The following is a 15,321-nucleotide window of genomic DNA, read 5'->3' as shown; positions in this document are numbered from 1 at the left end:
GTGCCGGTGCCGGACCCGGTGCCGGTCACGCCTCCGCGCCGGGCAACGGCTCGTCCTCCGGCAGGAACGTCACCTGGGGACGGCCGGTGCGGGGGTGCACCGCCACCTCGGCGGTCACCTCGTAGACCTCCGCCAGCAGGCGCGGAGTGAGCACCTGGCGCGGTGTTCCAGACGCGACGACACCGCCGTCGCGCAGCACGTAGAGGCGATCGCAGTAGTGCGCTGCCAGGTTGAGGTCGTGCAGGGCGACGAGAACCGTTGCGGGCAGTCGGCGCAGCACGGTCAGGACCTCCAGCTGATGCCGGATGTCCAGGTGGTTGGTCGGCTCGTCCAGGACGAGCAGCGACGGCTCCTGGGCCAGGGCGCGGGCGACCAGCACCCGCTGGCGCTCGCCGCCGGAGAGGCAGTCGAAGGGACGGTCGGCCTGGGGTACGGCGTCGACCGAGGCGAGTGCGGCCTCGACCGCGAGGGAGTCTTCGGTCGTGTCGCCCGACAGGAGCCGCTTGTGCGGGGTCCGGCCCATCGCGACGACTTCCCGCACACTCAGATCGAGGCCGGCCGGGGCGTCCTGCACGACCGCGGCCAGGGTGCGCGCGAGTTGTCGTGGAGGCAGGGACCAGGCGTCGGCACCGTCGACGCGGACGGTTCCGGCTTCCGGGCGCAGGACACGGTAGACAGCGCGCAGCAGGCTGGACTTGCCGCTGCCGTTCGGTCCGACGAGGCCGATCGTCTCACCGGGGCGGGCCATGAGCGTGACGTCGTGAACCAGTTGCCGTGTGCCTGCGGTGAGGGTGACTGCCTCGATATGCAGTTCGGCCGCCGTCATGCCGTACCTCCCGCCTTCTTGCGCGCGTCGCGCCGCATCAGCCACAGGAAGAACGGGCCGCCGCACAGGGCGGTGAGGACGCCGACCGGGATCTCCTCCGGTGCCGTGACGGTCCGCGCCACGATGTCCGACAGGACCAGGAAGGAGGCACCGCCCAGCGCGGCGGCCGGCAGCACGCGCCGGTGGTCGCCGCCGACGAGCAGCCGCACGATGTGCGGCAGCATCAGGCCCACGAAGCCGATCGGTCCGGCCGCGGCGACCAGTACACCGGTCACCAGCGACACGAGCACGAACATCCGGGCCCGGAACCGTGCGACGTCCAGGCCCATGGTGGCGGCGGCCTCCTCCCCGGCCAGCAGCAGGTTGAGGTTCGGGGCCTGCACCATGAGGACCGCGATGCCCAGCAGCAGCGCCAGGCCCGGCAGCCAGAGCGACGCCCAGGACACCCCGCCGAGACCGCCCATGGTCCAGGCGAGGACGGTGCGCGCCTCGTTGCCGTTGTCCGTCGTCAGGAGCAGCATGTTCAGCAGCGCGTTGAGCACCGACGCCACCGCGACCCCGGCCAGGACGAGTCGCATGGAGGTGATGCGGCCACCGGTGCGGGCGGTGGCGTAGACGAGTACGAGCGCGCCCAGCGCCCCCGCGAACGCGGCCGCCGACAGGGATACCGTCCCGAAGAAGCTCGACCCGAACACGATCACGGAGACCGCGCCGAGTGAGGCGCCGGAGGACGCGCCGAGGAGGTACGGCTCGGCGAGCGGGTTGCGTACCAGAGCCTGCAGCGCCGTACCGACGACGGCGAGGCCCGCGCCGGTGACAGCGCCGAGCAGGACGCGGGGGCCGCGCACGTCGAGCACGATCGTCTCCCGCGCCCTGGTCCAGGTGGGCTCCATCCAGTCGGCGCCGAGCGCGTGCGTCACGATGCCCCATACCTGGGCGGGCGGCACGTGCACCGAGCCGAACGCGAGCCCCGCGGTCATGCAGGCGGCCAGGAGCGCGGTGAGCGCGACCAGGGTGGCGGCGAATGCGGCCCGACGGCGCGGCTTCACCGCGGTCCGGTGTCCGGCATCCGTGGCGAGCGCCGTCACTTGAAGCTGTCCGGGTGCAGCCCGCGCGCCAGATCGCCCACGGCGTCCGCCGAACGGACCCCGACGAGGGTGTCGGTCAGCGGCAGCACCACGAAACGCCTGTTCTTGATTGCCGGCACGTTGGCGAGAGCGGGCTGGGAGAGCAGGAACTTCTTCTTCTGCGCCACGGTACTGCCGGTGTAGTCGTAGATGGCGATGACTTCCGGCTTGCGGTCGACGACCTGTTCCCACGAGGCGTCGCCGAATACGTCGTCCAGGTCGGAGAAGACATTCCTGCCGCCCGCCAGGTTGATCAGTTCATTGCCCAAACCCTTGCCACCGGCGGTGAAGGCGGACTTGTCGCCGCTGTCGTAGACGAAGACGGAGACATCACGCGCGTCCTTCACGGCCGCGCTCGCCTTGTCGACGCGGGTGCGGAGCTCGGAGACGAGCGCGGACGCGCGGTCGGGGACGCCGAAGATCTTGCCGATCGTGCGTATCTCGGCGTACGTGTCCTCCATCGTCACGCCCTTCTTCCCGGCGCAGTTCTCCCGGTTGAGGTAGGTGTCGATGCCCGCGTCCCGGAATGCCTTGCGCGAGCGGCCCTCCTTCTCCGCGAACGCGCTGGCGTACCCGCCGTAGACGAAATCGGTATCGGTATCGAGGACCTTCTCGAAGGACGGCGCCGCCTTCGACAACTGAGGGATCGAGGCGAAGTCCTTGCGCAGAGCGGGCAGTACCGCCGAGTCGGGGTACGACGTACCGGCCATACGGTCCTTCAGCCCCAGCGACAGCATCAGTTCGGCCGGGTGCTGGTGGATGGTCACCGCGCGGGACGGCGCTTTGGCGTACGTCGTCCTGACACCGCAGTTGTCGATGGTGACGGGGAATCCCTTCGCCGTGGAGGCGCTCTCCCGCGGTGAGTCCGCGGTGGCGTCGGACGAGCCGCAACCGGCTGTCAGCAGGACTGCCGACAGGGCGGTGACGGCCGCAGCGAGGCGAGCCGGGACGCGCCGGTGCGAGACCGCGTCCGCCACGGGCGACGAGAAAGGGAAAACGGGACGGCTGTGACCGTCGTGCATAGGAAGCCTCCTGCGGAGTCCGCGCTCCTCGGATCGGGCCCGCGGCAGGTCAGTGACCTGACTTCCGCGGACACCCCGTGGGACGTACGCGGTCACAGTGGCGGGACCGCGCCGGATTCGCACCGGCTTCCTGGCTCCTGCCGCGGCTTTGACCTGGTGATCGTACGTAACGACGAGGTGCACGCGAACACCGGGTCGGACACGGGCCAGCCCCCCCGCTCCGCGCGGTCCTTAAGCGCGACCATGCTCAAGACGGCGAGAGGAACGGCCACCGGCCGGTGGCGGGGACTAATGTCTCGGCGACGGGCGCCAACCTTGTGCCGGAGTGCTTGCGGGGCCTGTGCGCGGAGCTGGACGAGGCGCTCACGGCGGTTCCCCTTAACCGGCGGGCCTTCGAGGCGGTCTGACAGGAGCGGGGGAGGGCGACCGGTGCATCGGCTGCTTGATGTACCGGCCGCCCGTGGCATCTGCGAGCCTCCTCCCTGGTTCGCTCTGCTCTCACGCTCACGCCTCCGGCCCGGCCAGTTCGACGTCGTCCTGTGTCAACTCGGCGCGAAGCCGCTGTTCAGCGATATCTGCGTAATGGTTGGACAGCTCGACGCCCACGAAGCTGCGGCCCTGGCGCAGGGCCGCGACGCCCGTCGTGCCGCTACCGGTGAACGGGTCGAGGACGGTTCCGCCAGTGGGGCAGACCTGGACGAGCTGCTGCATGACCTCGACCGGCTTCTGGGTGATGTGCATGCGGCCCTTCCTCGGCTGGGAGGCGATGTAGTGGCCCGGCAGGTACAGCTCGCGGCTGCTGTCGAGTGATCCCTTGACGCCCCAGATGATGAACTCGGAGTCCTGTTTCGGGCCGCCCTTGCGGGGGCGGCTGGCGGGCTTGATCCAGGGGATGGTGCCGCTCCAGGTCCAGCCGGCCATCTGCAGGGCGTCGGTGGTGGTCGGTTCCTGGCGCCAGTCGGAAAAGATCATGGCGACGGAGTGCTCGGTGGCGGCCCGGTATGCCTCGGTGAGCAGTTCGGTGAGCCAGGAACGGTAGGAGCGCTGGTCGCGGTTCTCGCCGGGGAAGTTGGCGAGATCGTGCGCGCTGTTACTCGTGACGTACTTGGCGCGGGCGGTGCGTCCGGTGCGTTCCGAGCTGGTACGGCCGCCGGAGTTGTACGGGGGGTCGGTGATGACGGCGTTGATGCTCTCGTCCGGGAGGGTCTTGAGCACGGTGAGGGCGTCGCCTCGGTGCAGCGTGTAGTTCATGTGCAGGGGCCTCATTCGGTGGCCGGGCGGAAGGGAGCCCGCTCCGGCCGGACGGTGCTGGGCCCTCCGACCGGTCTCGTGAGCGGGGTGCGCCGGACGTTAGCCGTGAACTTCGGCCGTGCCCAACGAGTTGCGCGATCCCTGTGAACCCGGGCTGAGGGCCGTTTGGTGCGGCCGGAATCGCGACCTACTGTCTCGCCTCGTCAGCACCGGTGTGGTCCCTCTTCACCTGGGTTGACCTGTGCCTTTCGTGCTGCCTGGTCCCAAGGCACGCGCCGATCGGCCCGTTGACCACCTGTCGCGGACAGCCGAAGGAGACCCGCGTGCACTTCCTGAGATTACGAGCGCGGCTGGCTGCCGCGTGCTTCGAGGCCGGCGCCCGGGTGCTACCAACTCCCCCGCGCCGGCCCGCCCCCAAGGGGCCAGTTCACATCGGCGCGGTGCCGATGGCTTTGCACGGGAATCGGCACCGCGCCTCCTACGAACCTCCGTGAGGAGCCTCTTCTATGTCAGGCACACCGCCCCTTCCGTACCAGACTTCATCTCGGCCGATCCACCGGCGGCGTCACATCGGCGTTCCAGAGCTGCGATGAAGACGACGACCAAAGTGCTCGTTGGCCTGGCCGCGTCCGGGCCGCTGCTCCTGGCCGTTCCGGTCCTCGCCATCGGGGCGGGAATGGCTTCACCGGCTTCCCCCTGCACCGTCAGCGACTCACAGGGTGTGGATACCGCCGCTGTCGCCTCTCAGGTGAAGTCGATCCTGGACGGTGACGACGGCGAGAAGGCGGTCTCCGTTCCGGGGCTGCCCGATCCGGCCGAGCAAGTGCCCAACGCCAGGACGATTCAGGCGACCGGCGTCGCAATGAACATCCCGGCCCGCGGCCAGGTCGTGGCGCTGGCAACGGCTCTGCAGGAGAGCGGCCTGCGCAACCTCCGCTACGGTGACCGCGATTCGCTCGGCCTCTTCCAGCAGCGTCCGTCCCAGGGCTGGGGCACCGCCGAGCAGATCCTAGATCCGGTGCACGCCGCGACGAAGTTCTACGAGGCGCTCAAGAAGGTCTCGGGCTGGCAGTCCCTGTCGATCGCCCAGGCCGCCCAGGCAGTGCAGCGCTCCGCCTTCCCGGACGCCTACGCGAAGTGGGAGCCGCTGGCCACGGCGCTGCAGCAGGCGATCGAGCCCCTGCTGGCCACCTCTGGGGAGGACCCCGAGGGCTCCGACCCGGATGTGTCCGCCGGTACGGTGGGCGGCTGCCCGGACGGCGGGGACGGGTACGACTTCGGGGTCATCCCGCCCGGACTGGTCCCCGACGGCTACTCGGTCCCGGCCGATGCTCCGGTCGAGGTGGGGAAGGCGATCCGCTGGGCGCTCGCCCAGCTCGGTACCCCGTACCAGTGGGGCGGCAGCTGTACCGCCGCCCACGGCCTGGACCTGATGGGCCGGTGCGACTGCTCGTCGCTGATGCAACAGGCGTACAAGGCGGGCGGCGTCACTCTGGCGCGCACGACGTACGGGCAGGTCAAGGCCGGCAAAGCGGTATCGGTCGGTGCGCTGCGGCCCGGTGACCTCATCTTCACCGAGGGGACGGCCACGGCTCCCGAGCACGTCGGTATGGCCATCGGCCAGGGCCTGATCGTCCACGCCCCGCATACCGGTGACGTGGTCCGTATCACCACCGTCGCGGCGTGGAAGTCGCAGATCCTCGCGATCCGCCGCCTCGTCTGACCGGCCGCCCCTCCCCCCATTTCTCGCATCGCCGTCGCATCCTCGCGGGCTTCGGCGTGCAAAGACTCGAACTGGAGTTCTCCATGCTTCTCTCCGACACGGTCGTCCGGCTCGCCTACGACCCCGGCATTACGCCTGCCGAGGGCGGGCTGCCGGGCCTGTCCGTCCTCAAGCAGGTGATGGGTTCGCTCAACCTCTTCGGCCTCGTGGCCGTGGTCGGCGCGCTCGCCGTCAGCGCGGGCGTGTGGGCCTGGGGGCACCACTCGGGAGGTCACCAGGCCGAGGCCAACGGCAAGAAGGGCGTGCTGGTGAGCGCGGGCGCGGCTCTCCTGCTCGGCGCGGCGAACGGTGTGATCGCCTTCTTCAGCACGCTCGGATCGCAGGTTCACTGATGTCCGACCGTTCCCCGACCCCCGGCGGTGCATCCGGTGTGCGCCGCCGGGCCCTGCTGGGCGCTGCCGTCCTGGTGGTCCTCGTCGTCCTGGCGGGCCTGGTCGCCTACCTCACCCGCGACAGCCGCGCATCTGCCGGACCCGCCGTGCCGGCGGCTCCCCGCTCCGGTCCGGTGACCGGCTTCCGTTCTCCGGTTGCGGGTTCTCCGTCGGGCGTACCGTCGCCGAGCGGGCACGCGCACGGTCTCCCGGTTGCGCCGGACACGCGCGATCCCATCGCGTTCGGGAAGGCCGCCGCCGTGGCGCTGTGGTCGTACGACACCCGTGCCTACTCCCAGCCGGAGTTGGTCACCGCGCTGCGCGGGTGGCTGACCAGGGAGAGGAAGTACGCCGATTTTGCGTCGGTCGAAGCGGTCGTTCCCCCGCCGGCGCTGTGGAAGGAGATGGCCGCCAACGGCCAGTTCGCCACCGCCAAGGTCAACGAGGGCCACTTCCCGAACGCCTTCGCCCAGGCGCTCCAGGCTGATCCGGGAACGCTCACGCAGGCGTACGTCTACGCCGTGACCGTCTCCGGCAAGCAGACGATCACGTGGAAGGGCTCTCCGGCCGGCGGCGCCGAGAGCCGCGTCACCACCCTGGCCGTGCAGTGCCGGCCCTCACAGCCCTGCGCTCTGGCCGGCGTCATGCCGTCCGTCGCCCCCTGACACCTCACCTCGGAAAGGAGGTACTTCCATGGGAGTCTGCGACATCCCCCTGATGGACAAGATCTGCGGCACCGTCGAGTTCGCGACCAACCCCGGCGGGGCCGTCACCGACGGCCTCGGCGCGTGGATCGCGAAATCGATGGGTGAACTGGCTGCCAGCGCCGCGGATCTCGCCGCCCGCGCCGTCAACACCACCACGGCCATCGACCTCAACGCCGGATGGTTCCGCGACAACTACGAACTCCTGCTCCCCATCGGCCTGGCCCTGACCGTGGGAACGTTCTGCCTCCAGTTGATGACCGCAGCCTGGCGCCGCGACGAGCGCGCCCTGGCACAGGCCGCCATCGGGACCATGACCGGCGTCCTGTTCAGCTTCTGCGCCATCGCCTTCACCTCCGTCGCCATCACCCTCGTCGACGCCCTGTCGGACGGGCTGTTCCAAGCCGCCAACTCCATCGTCGACGACGCCGTGCGCCGCGTGATCAAGGTCAGTGAACTGGGAGCCATGTACGGCCTGGGCTGGGGTGTCCCCTCCCTGGTCGCTCTGGGATGCGCGATCGGCGCGTTCATGTACTGGGGTGTGATGGTCGCCCGCAAGATCGGCGTCCTGGTCCTGGTCACGCTCGCCGTGTTCGCCGGGGCCGGTGGGGGGTGGGAGGTCGCGAAGCGGTGGCGGCGCGGCTGGGTCGAGGCGACCGCCACCCTCATCGTGTCCAAACTGCTGATGACGGTCGTCTTCCTGATCGGTGTCTCGGCGATCGGGAAGTCGGACGCGCAGGACGGCATGAGCGCGCTGTCGGACGCGATGGCCGGCATCGTCGTGATGATCCTGGTGCTGCTGTGCCCGTACGCCACCTACAAGTTCGTTCACTGGGCCAGCGACGGCGGTGGTCACGATGACCTGCACCGCACCGGTGTGGCCGGTATGGCGGTCGCCGCCGGGGCCGTGAAGACCGCGGGCAGCCTCGCGATGCGGGCCGGCACCGGCACCGCGGCTCCGCAGGGCCCCGGCCAGGTCTCCGGCGCGGGCAGCGATGGTGTCGTCTCCACCATCAACCCCGCCGGCGGCAACCTCAGCAAGGAAGGCATCGACGCCGGTCCGCCCAAGGCGCAGACCACCTTCCGCTACGGCGAGGACCCGGATGCCCCCGGCGACAAGGGCCGGGCTCTGATCCAGCACCCCGGAATCCCGCCGCTTCTCAACCGCCCCGACGGGGGCGAACCGGAAGACAGCCCGGACGAAACTCCCGGCGGCCCGTTCACCGCCTCGGTGCCGGGCAGCACGTCGGGTGCCGGCCGGACAGCGCCCGACGCCACGGGCCCGCCGGCTTCGACCGGTCCTTCGGCAACCGGTTCCCCGACGCCATCGAACTGGGCGGGATCATCCGACCGGCCGCCCTCGGGCTCCTGACCGCCCACTGCCCAGGGGCGGGCCGCCCCAGCGGCCCGCCCCCCTTCATCCGATTGGAGACCTGTCGTGACGTTCGGAAGATCCCCGGCCTTCCCGCTCCCCGCCCACTCCCACCGTCTGGAACCAGCATGTCCCACACCCCGCCGGCCACGGCCACCGTGAAGTTCCCGCACCGCAGCAGGCGCGGCATCCTTCTCGGTCTGACCGCCCCGCAACTGATCGGCGCGGGCCTCACCGGCCTGTCCCTGCTCGCCGTGATCCTCACCCGCGGCGTGCTCGGCGCCCTCGAACTCATCCCCGTGTGGGCCGTCATCGCCCTCCTGGTCTTCGTTCGCCACCGAGGCCGCGCCCTGGCCGACTGGGCCCCCGTCCTCACCCGGTATCTTCACCGGCGGATGCGGGGTCAACTGGTCTGGCTCACCCGCCCCTCCCAGCGCCCCGTGCACGAAGGGCTCCTCCACCTGCCCGGAACCGCCGCCAGCCTGCGGGTGGTCACCGCCCCCGACGGCCGGTACGCCGCCATCCACAACCCCCACACCGGTAGCCTGACCGCCGTCGTCAAGGTGTCCTCCCGCGCATACGCCCTGCTCGACCCCGGCACTCAGAACGCCAACGTCAACGGCTGGGGACGCGCCCTCGCCGCCCTCGCCCGTACCGGGCACATCGCCCGCATCCAGGTCATCGAGCGCACCGTCCCCGACTCCGGGGACGCCCTTCGCCGCTACTGGGAGCAGCACGGCAACCCCGACGCCCCCGTCGCCGGAGCGATCTACACCGAGCTGATCGAGAGCGCGGGTCCTGCTGCCGCGCCGCACGAGGCGTACGTCGCCCTGTCGCTGGACGCGAAGGCCACACGGCGCCTGGCCAACCAGGCCGGCGGCGGGCTGGCCGGCTCCTTCAGTGTCCTGTCTCAGCTCGTTTCGACGTTCGACCAGGCAGCCCGTACCGCAGGACTCAATCCGAGCGGCTGGCTCACCGCCCGGGAGATCGCCGCCGTCGTACGCACCGCCTACGACCCCAAGGCCCTGACCGCGCTGGACCGCTGGTCCGCCGGTTCTCGGCCGGAGGCCGATCCGTCTGCCGCCGGGCCGGTCGTGGTGGTGGAGAAGGCGGACCACATCGCGACGGACTCGGCCGTCCACGCCACGTACTGGGTGGAGAACTGGCCGCGAACGGAGACATCGGCCGGCTTCCTGCACCAGCTCCTGTTCACCGCCGGGGTACGGCGGACGCTCTCGCTGTCGTACGAGCCGAAGGGGCTGGATGCGGCGCTGCGGGACGTGCAGCGCAAGAAGGCCAGCGTGATCGCGGATGCCGCCGAGCGTTCCCGGCGGGGCCGGGTCGAGTCCGAGGCCGACTCGATCGAGTACCAGGACATCAAGGCCCGTGAGCGTCAGCTCATCGCCGGGCACGCGGATGTCGCCCTGACCGGGCTGCTGACCGTCTCGGCCGACTCCGAGGAGGAGCTGCGTTCGGCGTGCGCGGTCGTGGAGACCGCGGCCGTCGGCGCGCAGCTCGATTTGCGTCTGCTGACCTGGCAGCAGGCCGAGGCGTTCACCGCAGCCTCGATACCGCTCGCCCTCGCCGTCTGACCCGGCACCCCTCCTTGTCCGAAAGAGCACCGCCATGTCCCGCATCCCCAGCCGCACCGCGCAGGACTTCGTGCCCTTCGCCACCGCCGCGCTCGACTTCCACCGCTCGATCAACATCCCCGCAGGCCCGCTCGTCGCCGGCCGGGCCGAGCTGGACACCCTGCACGAACACCTCGTCTCCCTGCACGGCCTCCTCGACGCCCATGCCCACCGCACCGGTCCCCTCCTTGCCGCCGAGGGCGACCACCTGCATGCCGCCCGGACTCGTATCTGGCAGGCCGCCGAGCACCTTCATCACGCCTACCACTCAGCCCCGCGCCCCGACACGGGCGAAGTACCGGAGCCGGAAGCGTGCCGGGCAGGGCTGCCCGAGGGCGCTCCGGCGCTGACCGTCTGCCAGCGCCACCAACGCGCCGCGCACCTCGTCCGCCGGCGTACCACCCCGGCGGATCTGCACGCCCCGTTCACCGGCCTCACCCGCCACTGACCCGCCCCCCTCTGGAGAAACGTTCATGCGTACGCGCGCCAGCGCCTCCCACCTGTTCGTCCCCCGCAAGATCTCCCGCGCCCAGCAGCGTTCTGCCCGGTCCGGGTTCGCCGAAGCACGCCGCAAGGCCCGCCACGCGCAGGCCGCGACCCGGCCCCGCACCGAGGAAGCTCTCAACCCGCTGCTGCGGCCGGCATACCCGCCCGCCGGCCGCCCCGGCGGCGCTTCCGCCCGCGGTGGCAGGCTCCGACTGCCCGCTCACCGCATGACCACGGCCACCGTTTCCGGCGCCTACCCCTTCCTCGCCGAGGGCGGGCTCGGCGCCGAGGGCATCTTCATCGGTCGGGACGTCCACGCCGAGGCTGCGTTCTGCTACGACCCGTTCTCCCTGTACAGCAGCGGCCGGGTCGAGGGCTTCACCAACCCGAACGCGGTCCTGGCCGGGATCATCGGCATGGGTAAATCGGCGCTGGCCAAGTCGATCGCCACCCGCGCCATCGCCCACGGCTACCGCATCTACGTTCCCAGCGACCCCAAGGGCGAGTGGACCGCCGTCGCCGAGGCCCTCGGCGGCAACACCATCGCGCTCGGACCGGGGCTGGCCGGACGGTTGAATCCGCTCGACGCGCCGGCCCGCCCGGCTTCGGTGAGCGGGGAGGACTGGGCGGGCGAGGTACGCAAGCGCCGGCTCCTGCTCCTGGCCGCCCTCGCTCGCACAGTCCTCAAGCGCGACCTCTTGCCGATGGAGCACACAGCCCTGGACGTGGCCCTCGACCTGGTCGTCGCCGAAGCCGACGCCGCCGGAACGGTGCCGCTGCTCGGCGGCATCGCGCACACCCTCGGCTCCCCGGAGCGCCTCGACCGGGCCCTCGGCGACGAGAGCGGACGCGTGGGGTCGGCCGCGCAGGACCTCGCCCACGCCCTGCGTCGGCTCGTGCACGGCGACCTCAGCGGCATGTTCGACGCGCCCACGACCGTCGCCTTCGACCCGGCCACGCCGATGCTGTCCATCGACCTCTCGCGCCTGGGCAGCACGGGCGAGGATGTCGCCCTGGTCCTCGCCATGACCTGTGCGAGCGCGTGGATGGAGTCCGCGCTCGCCGACCCCGACGGCGGTCGGCGCTGGGTCATCTACGACGAGGCGTGGCGGGTCATGCGGCACGTTGGCCTGCTGGAGCGGATGCAGTCGCAGTGGAAGCTCTCGCGCGGGCTCGGCATCGCCAACCTCATGATCATTCACCGCCTCAGCGACCTGCTCAGCGCCGGAGACGCCGGCTCGCGCGGCCGGGTCCTGGCCGAGGGCCTCCTCGCCGACTGCTCCACCCGCATCATCTACCGCCAGGAACCCGACCAGCTCGCCGCCGCCTCCTCCCTGCTCGGCCTCACCGGCGTCGAGACCCAGGCCGTCTCCGCCCTCACCAAGGGGCGAGGGCTGTGGAAGGTCGCGGGCCGCAGCTTCATCACCCAGCACCTCCTCCACCCTGCCGAACGCGACCTGTTCGACACCGACGCCCGAATGGGGGCGTAGACGATGCCGCCGGACCGCCACTCGGACTGCCTGACCGAGTTCGCCAAGGCCGTGCCCGACCAGATGCCCGGATGGGGCGCCCACGTCCGGATGCTTCCCGACCCGGACGGCTTCCGCTCTCAGCTCTGGGACCAGCTCGTGCTGGACAGCATTTTCCAGGGAGGTGCCGTCACCGAGGTGGTCGTTCTCACCGGGCCCGACCACGACCGGCTCATCGCCGTTCCCACGCACCGCTCGGACGACCCCGGCTTGGTCCTCGGAGCCCTTCGGCCACCGGACCCGACGGGCACCCTCGACCTCACCCGCAACACCGCACCGGCCTTCGCGGCCCTCGACCTCGATCCCGAGCGGGCCGTGGCCGAGGTGAAAGATGCCTTCCTCCCCGACTATGGGAGGGCACTACTGCGCGTGCAGATCCAGGCGCTGCGGGCAGCGGCGGCTGGCATCGTTCAGGCTTCGGCCGACTGGGACGATATCTCCGGCACCCTCTGCGACGCCGAGGGCTGGCCCATCGACGACAAGGTCTACGCCGACGGAAAGGTCGCCCGCGACGCCTGCGCCTGGACACACGTCGAGACCTTCCTCGCCCACGGCCCCCGCGTCCTGGCCCACACCCGCGAAGCCGCCACCAGCCGCGACTACGACCACGGCCCCGCCAGCACAGACCTGCGCAGGATGCGAGGAATCGACACCACCCTGGAGCGGGCGCAGGCGCTCCAGACCGAGTGGGAGCAGGTCGTGGCGCTCATGGACGGCTCCCAACCCGGCTCACGCGAGCTGTACGAGGATCAGGCCCGCGAGATCCGCAATTCGGAGGGCTGGCACTACGCCGACGAGCTGATCCGTCAGGGTCCTGCGCTGGTCCGAGCCGCCGACCACCTGCTCAGCCGGGCAGACACCGAGCGCCGGGCCGGGGACCTGCGCCGCGACGCCGCCCTGACACGATCAGCGTCCCCGTCGCACACCGGTCCGGCCCCCTCTTCGCCGGCACCGCCGGTACTGCCTCCGGCACCGCGCCGTTCGCGCTGACCCCGGCCCGTATCACCGACCGGCGGCACTCCCAAACCGGCCTCACACCGGAATCCTCCTGGCACGCCGACGGTCCGGCGAGCCCCGCACTCCGCCCAGGCCCGGTGCCTGAACCAGCCCACAGGAGCCGTCCATGCACATCGATAACCCCTTGGTGACCCTCTACCGTGAAGGCTTGCGGGTGAAGGCACGCCTCAACTGGTCCGAGCCGAAGCCTGTCGCCTCTCCCGCCCCGCGGCTGGAACACGGCCTCTCGCCGATCACCGCCCCCTTGCGGCGGCGCTGGGTCGAGTGCACCGCCGAGTTCGGCCTCAGCGACTACTACGTCCACGCCGGCCTCCCCGACGGCAGCGAACTGATCATCTCGCCGCCCCAGGAACCCTCCACCGAACACCCACCGGGCCGGCCGGACAGCTGGACCGTGCTGCACCGCGACGTGGACTCCCGCGAGGAAGTGATCTACGACTCCGCCCCCGACGGCGCGCACGCTCGAAACGGCGCGTCCATTCCCAAGCTCCTCGCCTTCCTCAACGAGCGCCTGGACCTCACCGGAGCACCACCGAGCCCCGAACAGGAGCAGCTGTCCAAGCAGCGCGCCGCCCACACGTTTCTCCAGCAGGCAGGGTTCCTCCCTGGTGAAGTCCACGATGGCGAACAGCACTACCGACTGCCCTCCACCCTCGACCCGGCCGAGGAACAGCGGGCAGTGACCTGGGCCCTGGACCGGCTGGACGAGGTGGACGTCCCGACGTCGTACGACGACTCGCTGCTCCGGTCACCCGAGACGGCGTGGACGGACGAGCCCAGCCTCGGCGACCGGCTCGGTGAACTGGCCGGGACCGTTGAGGCGGCGACGCATACGCGGCAGGTGCTCGCCTCCCTGAGCGAGGTCACCGATCCGGCCGACGGCGTGCTCCGGCACGTCGTCGAGATCCTCAACGCAACCGCCGCCACCTGGGAGAACCTCGGCCGGCCCGCCGCACACGCCATCCGTCTCCGCGACACCGCCGAACATCTCCAGCTCCAGATGATCAAGCTGCTCGGGCTCGGGTCAGACATGGCCGACAGCGCCGCCGAACGCCCCAGCACACCACAGGCTTCAGCCGCTCGGACCGCATCCACGCCCCGGACCCGGGCGGCACGCGCATCCTCACCAGCCACCGCTCAGCACCACCCCACAGCAGCCACGGCCGCATCCCCGAACAGCCGTACCCCACCCCCGGCAACCCCGGACGGCACCACACGACACCGATAGGCCATCAACCCTCGGCCGCACCGCGCGCAGCCCTTCCTCGTCCCTCAGCCCGGATCGGATGGTCCATGCCATGCCCACCCACTACGACACGCTCCCCGACATCGCCGTCGGCCACCACCCGCTCCACGGCATCGTCGCCGCGAACCCCACGCAAGGTCCCGACATCGAGCAGGCGTTGCAGCATCACGGCTTCCACCACGTCCCCGGCCAGCCGACTCTTTTCGCTCTGGCCGACCAGCAGCGTGACGGGCACGGCCGCACCCTCCGCGCCATCTCGGCACTCCGCGCCGCCGGCTACCTCATCGACGTGGACGCCGGCTTCGACCCCACCCCCGCCGACACCGGTCCGGACATCGCGTTCGTCGAGCATGACGGGCTCGGCATCATCGCGGCCACCGGGCCGCCCTTCTCCGAACGCGAAAGCCGCCGACTCCTGGAGGAGCACGGGTGGAGCCTCGACTCCCGGCTCGGCGTCTACTCCCTGCCTGCGGCGACAGAACGCAGCGAGGCCCTGGCCAGGGTCGCCGCCGCCACCGTGGCCGTGTCCCGATCCGGTCTCCAAGCCGCAGTCGAACCCGGCCTCGCCCGCGATGTGACAGCGCGACACCGCAGCCTCCACGAGCCATCCACCGCAAGCCGCAGCACCACCGTGCCTCTCCCCGCCAACAGCCAGTCCGCCACCGCTTCCCGCCATCACCGATAGGAGTTCCGCCTTGCCCCAAGCAGCAGAGCCGTTCATGCCGATCCGGCACGCCATCACCGGCGAAATCACCACCACCAGCTACAACAACGCCGCCCGGCAGATCCTGCTCCAGGACGGCTTCGAAGAGGCGCCGACCTGCGTCTGTCGAGCGACGGACCCCGGTACGGAGCCAACCCGGCCGCCCAGGCAGCCGGCGAACTGCTCATCGCCGGCCACCCCGTGCACCTGGACCGCGACCTCGGCCGACCGGTGAGCGACGCCGGTACGCCCC

Annotated in this window: 15 protein-coding genes and 1 riboswitch; of the genes, 11 read left to right on the top strand and 4 right to left on the bottom strand. The window is 71.0% G+C overall.

Features of this window, described 5'->3' with window-relative positions:
* Window positions 1–25: 25 nt before the first annotated feature.
* From MHW47_RS01085 to MHW47_RS01070, 4 genes are all read right to left on the bottom strand, one after another.
* A complete protein-coding gene (locus MHW47_RS01085; protein ID WP_239220656.1) occupies window positions 26–826 on the bottom strand; it encodes an ABC transporter ATP-binding protein in 801 nt (266 codons plus the stop codon).
* On the bottom strand, window positions 823–1,914 hold the full coding sequence (locus MHW47_RS01080) for a FecCD family ABC transporter permease (RefSeq protein ID WP_374230035.1): 1,092 nt from the start codon (window positions 1,912–1,914) through the stop codon (window positions 823–825). The genes MHW47_RS01085 and MHW47_RS01080 overlap by 4 nt, the downstream gene beginning before the upstream one ends.
* On the bottom strand, window positions 1,911–2,975 hold the full coding sequence (locus tag MHW47_RS01075; RefSeq protein ID WP_239220654.1) for an ABC transporter substrate-binding protein: 1,065 nt from the start codon (window positions 2,973–2,975) through the stop codon (window positions 1,911–1,913). The genes MHW47_RS01080 and MHW47_RS01075 overlap by 4 nt, the downstream gene beginning before the upstream one ends.
* Before the next feature lie 29 nt (window positions 2,976–3,004).
* Window positions 3,005–3,147: riboswitch (cobalamin riboswitch) on the bottom strand.
* 332 nt (window positions 3,148–3,479) lie between these two features.
* Entirely contained in the window at window positions 3,480–4,226 is a 747-nt protein-coding gene (locus MHW47_RS01070) for a site-specific DNA-methyltransferase (protein WP_239220653.1), read from the bottom strand.
* Between the two features lie 589 nt (window positions 4,227–4,815).
* On the opposite strand from MHW47_RS01070, the gene MHW47_RS01065 reads away from it, so the two are divergent.
* The 11 genes from MHW47_RS01065 to MHW47_RS01015 all read left to right on the top strand — a co-directional run bounded on the left by MHW47_RS01065 (window position 4,816) and on the right by MHW47_RS01015 (window position 15,303).
* Window positions 4,816–5,949: a C40 family peptidase gene (locus MHW47_RS01065; protein WP_239220652.1), complete on the top strand. Its 1,134-nt coding sequence runs from the start codon at window positions 4,816–4,818 to the stop codon at window positions 5,947–5,949.
* Window positions 5,950–6,032: 83 nt separating this feature from the next.
* Complete coding sequence (locus tag MHW47_RS01060) at window positions 6,033–6,341, top strand: DUF6112 family protein (protein WP_111338340.1); 309 nt, start codon at window positions 6,033–6,035, stop codon at window positions 6,339–6,341.
* Window positions 6,341–7,045 carry a hypothetical protein gene (locus tag MHW47_RS01055; RefSeq protein WP_239220651.1) on the top strand — a complete coding sequence of 235 codons (705 nt, stop codon included), beginning with the start codon at window positions 6,341–6,343 and terminating at the stop codon, window positions 7,043–7,045. Before MHW47_RS01060 ends, MHW47_RS01055 begins: the two co-directional genes overlap by 1 nt.
* 28 nt (window positions 7,046–7,073) lie before the next feature.
* Window positions 7,074–8,456 carry an ATP-binding protein gene (locus MHW47_RS01050; RefSeq protein ID WP_239220650.1) on the top strand — a complete coding sequence of 461 codons (1,383 nt, stop codon included), beginning with the start codon at window positions 7,074–7,076 and terminating at the stop codon, window positions 8,454–8,456.
* Window positions 8,457–8,584: 128 nt separating this feature from the next.
* A complete protein-coding gene (locus MHW47_RS01045; protein WP_239220649.1) occupies window positions 8,585–10,048 on the top strand; it encodes an SCO6880 family protein in 1,464 nt (487 codons plus the stop codon).
* 34 nt (window positions 10,049–10,082) lie between these two features.
* The gene (locus tag MHW47_RS01040) at window positions 10,083–10,535 is read left to right on the top strand and encodes a DUF6238 family protein (protein ID WP_239220648.1); all 453 of its coding nucleotides are present in this window, start codon (window positions 10,083–10,085) and stop codon (window positions 10,533–10,535) included.
* A 25-nt stretch (window positions 10,536–10,560) separates the two neighbouring features.
* A complete protein-coding gene (locus tag MHW47_RS01035) occupies window positions 10,561–12,063 on the top strand; it encodes an ATP-binding protein (protein WP_239220647.1) in 1,503 nt (500 codons plus the stop codon).
* A 3-nt stretch (window positions 12,064–12,066) separates the two neighbouring features.
* Window positions 12,067–13,092 (top strand): hypothetical protein, encoded by a 1,026-nt coding sequence (locus tag MHW47_RS01030; protein ID WP_239220646.1) that lies wholly within the window; start codon window positions 12,067–12,069, stop codon window positions 13,090–13,092.
* A 133-nt stretch (window positions 13,093–13,225) separates the two neighbouring features.
* Complete coding sequence (locus MHW47_RS01025) at window positions 13,226–14,347, top strand: hypothetical protein (RefSeq protein ID WP_239220645.1); 1,122 nt, start codon at window positions 13,226–13,228, stop codon at window positions 14,345–14,347.
* A 70-nt stretch (window positions 14,348–14,417) separates the two neighbouring features.
* Window positions 14,418–15,050 carry a hypothetical protein gene (locus MHW47_RS01020; protein ID WP_239220644.1) on the top strand — a complete coding sequence of 211 codons (633 nt, stop codon included), beginning with the start codon at window positions 14,418–14,420 and terminating at the stop codon, window positions 15,048–15,050.
* A 34-nt stretch (window positions 15,051–15,084) separates the two neighbouring features.
* Complete coding sequence (locus MHW47_RS01015; RefSeq protein ID WP_239220686.1) at window positions 15,085–15,303, top strand: hypothetical protein; 219 nt, start codon at window positions 15,085–15,087, stop codon at window positions 15,301–15,303.
* Window positions 15,304–15,321 lie beyond the last annotated feature (18 nt).

It is taken from the genome of Streptomyces sp. OfavH-34-F (assembly GCF_022347745.1).
Classification (GTDB): domain Bacteria; phylum Actinomycetota; class Actinomycetes; order Streptomycetales; family Streptomycetaceae; genus Streptomyces.
This window is presented reverse-complemented; position numbering and strand designations above follow the sequence as displayed.

What these genes read in the sequence shown, in the direction of transcription:
- MHW47_RS01085 (WP_239220656.1), bottom strand. Translation starts at nt 826, where the DNA reads ATGACGGCGGCCGAACTGCATATCGAGGCAGTCACCCTCACCGCAGGC.
- MHW47_RS01075 (WP_239220654.1), bottom strand. Translation starts at nt 2,975, where the DNA reads ATGCACGACGGTCACAGCCGTCCCGTTTTCCCTTTCTCGTCGCCCGTG.
- MHW47_RS01070 (WP_239220653.1), bottom strand. Translation starts at nt 4,226, where the DNA reads ATGAACTACACGCTGCACCGAGGCGACGCCCTCACCGTGCTCAAGACC.
- MHW47_RS01065 (WP_239220652.1), top strand. Translation starts at nt 4,816, where the DNA reads ATGAAGACGACGACCAAAGTGCTCGTTGGCCTGGCCGCGTCCGGGCCG.
- MHW47_RS01060 (WP_111338340.1), top strand. Translation starts at nt 6,033, where the DNA reads ATGCTTCTCTCCGACACGGTCGTCCGGCTCGCCTACGACCCCGGCATT.
- MHW47_RS01055 (WP_239220651.1), top strand. Translation starts at nt 6,341, where the DNA reads ATGTCCGACCGTTCCCCGACCCCCGGCGGTGCATCCGGTGTGCGCCGC.
- MHW47_RS01050 (WP_239220650.1), top strand. Translation starts at nt 7,074, where the DNA reads ATGGGAGTCTGCGACATCCCCCTGATGGACAAGATCTGCGGCACCGTC.
- MHW47_RS01045 (WP_239220649.1), top strand. Translation starts at nt 8,585, where the DNA reads ATGTCCCACACCCCGCCGGCCACGGCCACCGTGAAGTTCCCGCACCGC.
- MHW47_RS01040 (WP_239220648.1), top strand. Translation starts at nt 10,083, where the DNA reads ATGTCCCGCATCCCCAGCCGCACCGCGCAGGACTTCGTGCCCTTCGCC.
- MHW47_RS01035 (WP_239220647.1), top strand. Translation starts at nt 10,561, where the DNA reads ATGCGTACGCGCGCCAGCGCCTCCCACCTGTTCGTCCCCCGCAAGATC.
- MHW47_RS01030 (WP_239220646.1), top strand. Translation starts at nt 12,067, where the DNA reads ATGCCGCCGGACCGCCACTCGGACTGCCTGACCGAGTTCGCCAAGGCC.
- MHW47_RS01025 (WP_239220645.1), top strand. Translation starts at nt 13,226, where the DNA reads ATGCACATCGATAACCCCTTGGTGACCCTCTACCGTGAAGGCTTGCGG.
- MHW47_RS01020 (WP_239220644.1), top strand. Translation starts at nt 14,418, where the DNA reads ATGCCCACCCACTACGACACGCTCCCCGACATCGCCGTCGGCCACCAC.
- MHW47_RS01015 (WP_239220686.1), top strand. Translation starts at nt 15,085, where the DNA reads ATGCCGATCCGGCACGCCATCACCGGCGAAATCACCACCACCAGCTAC.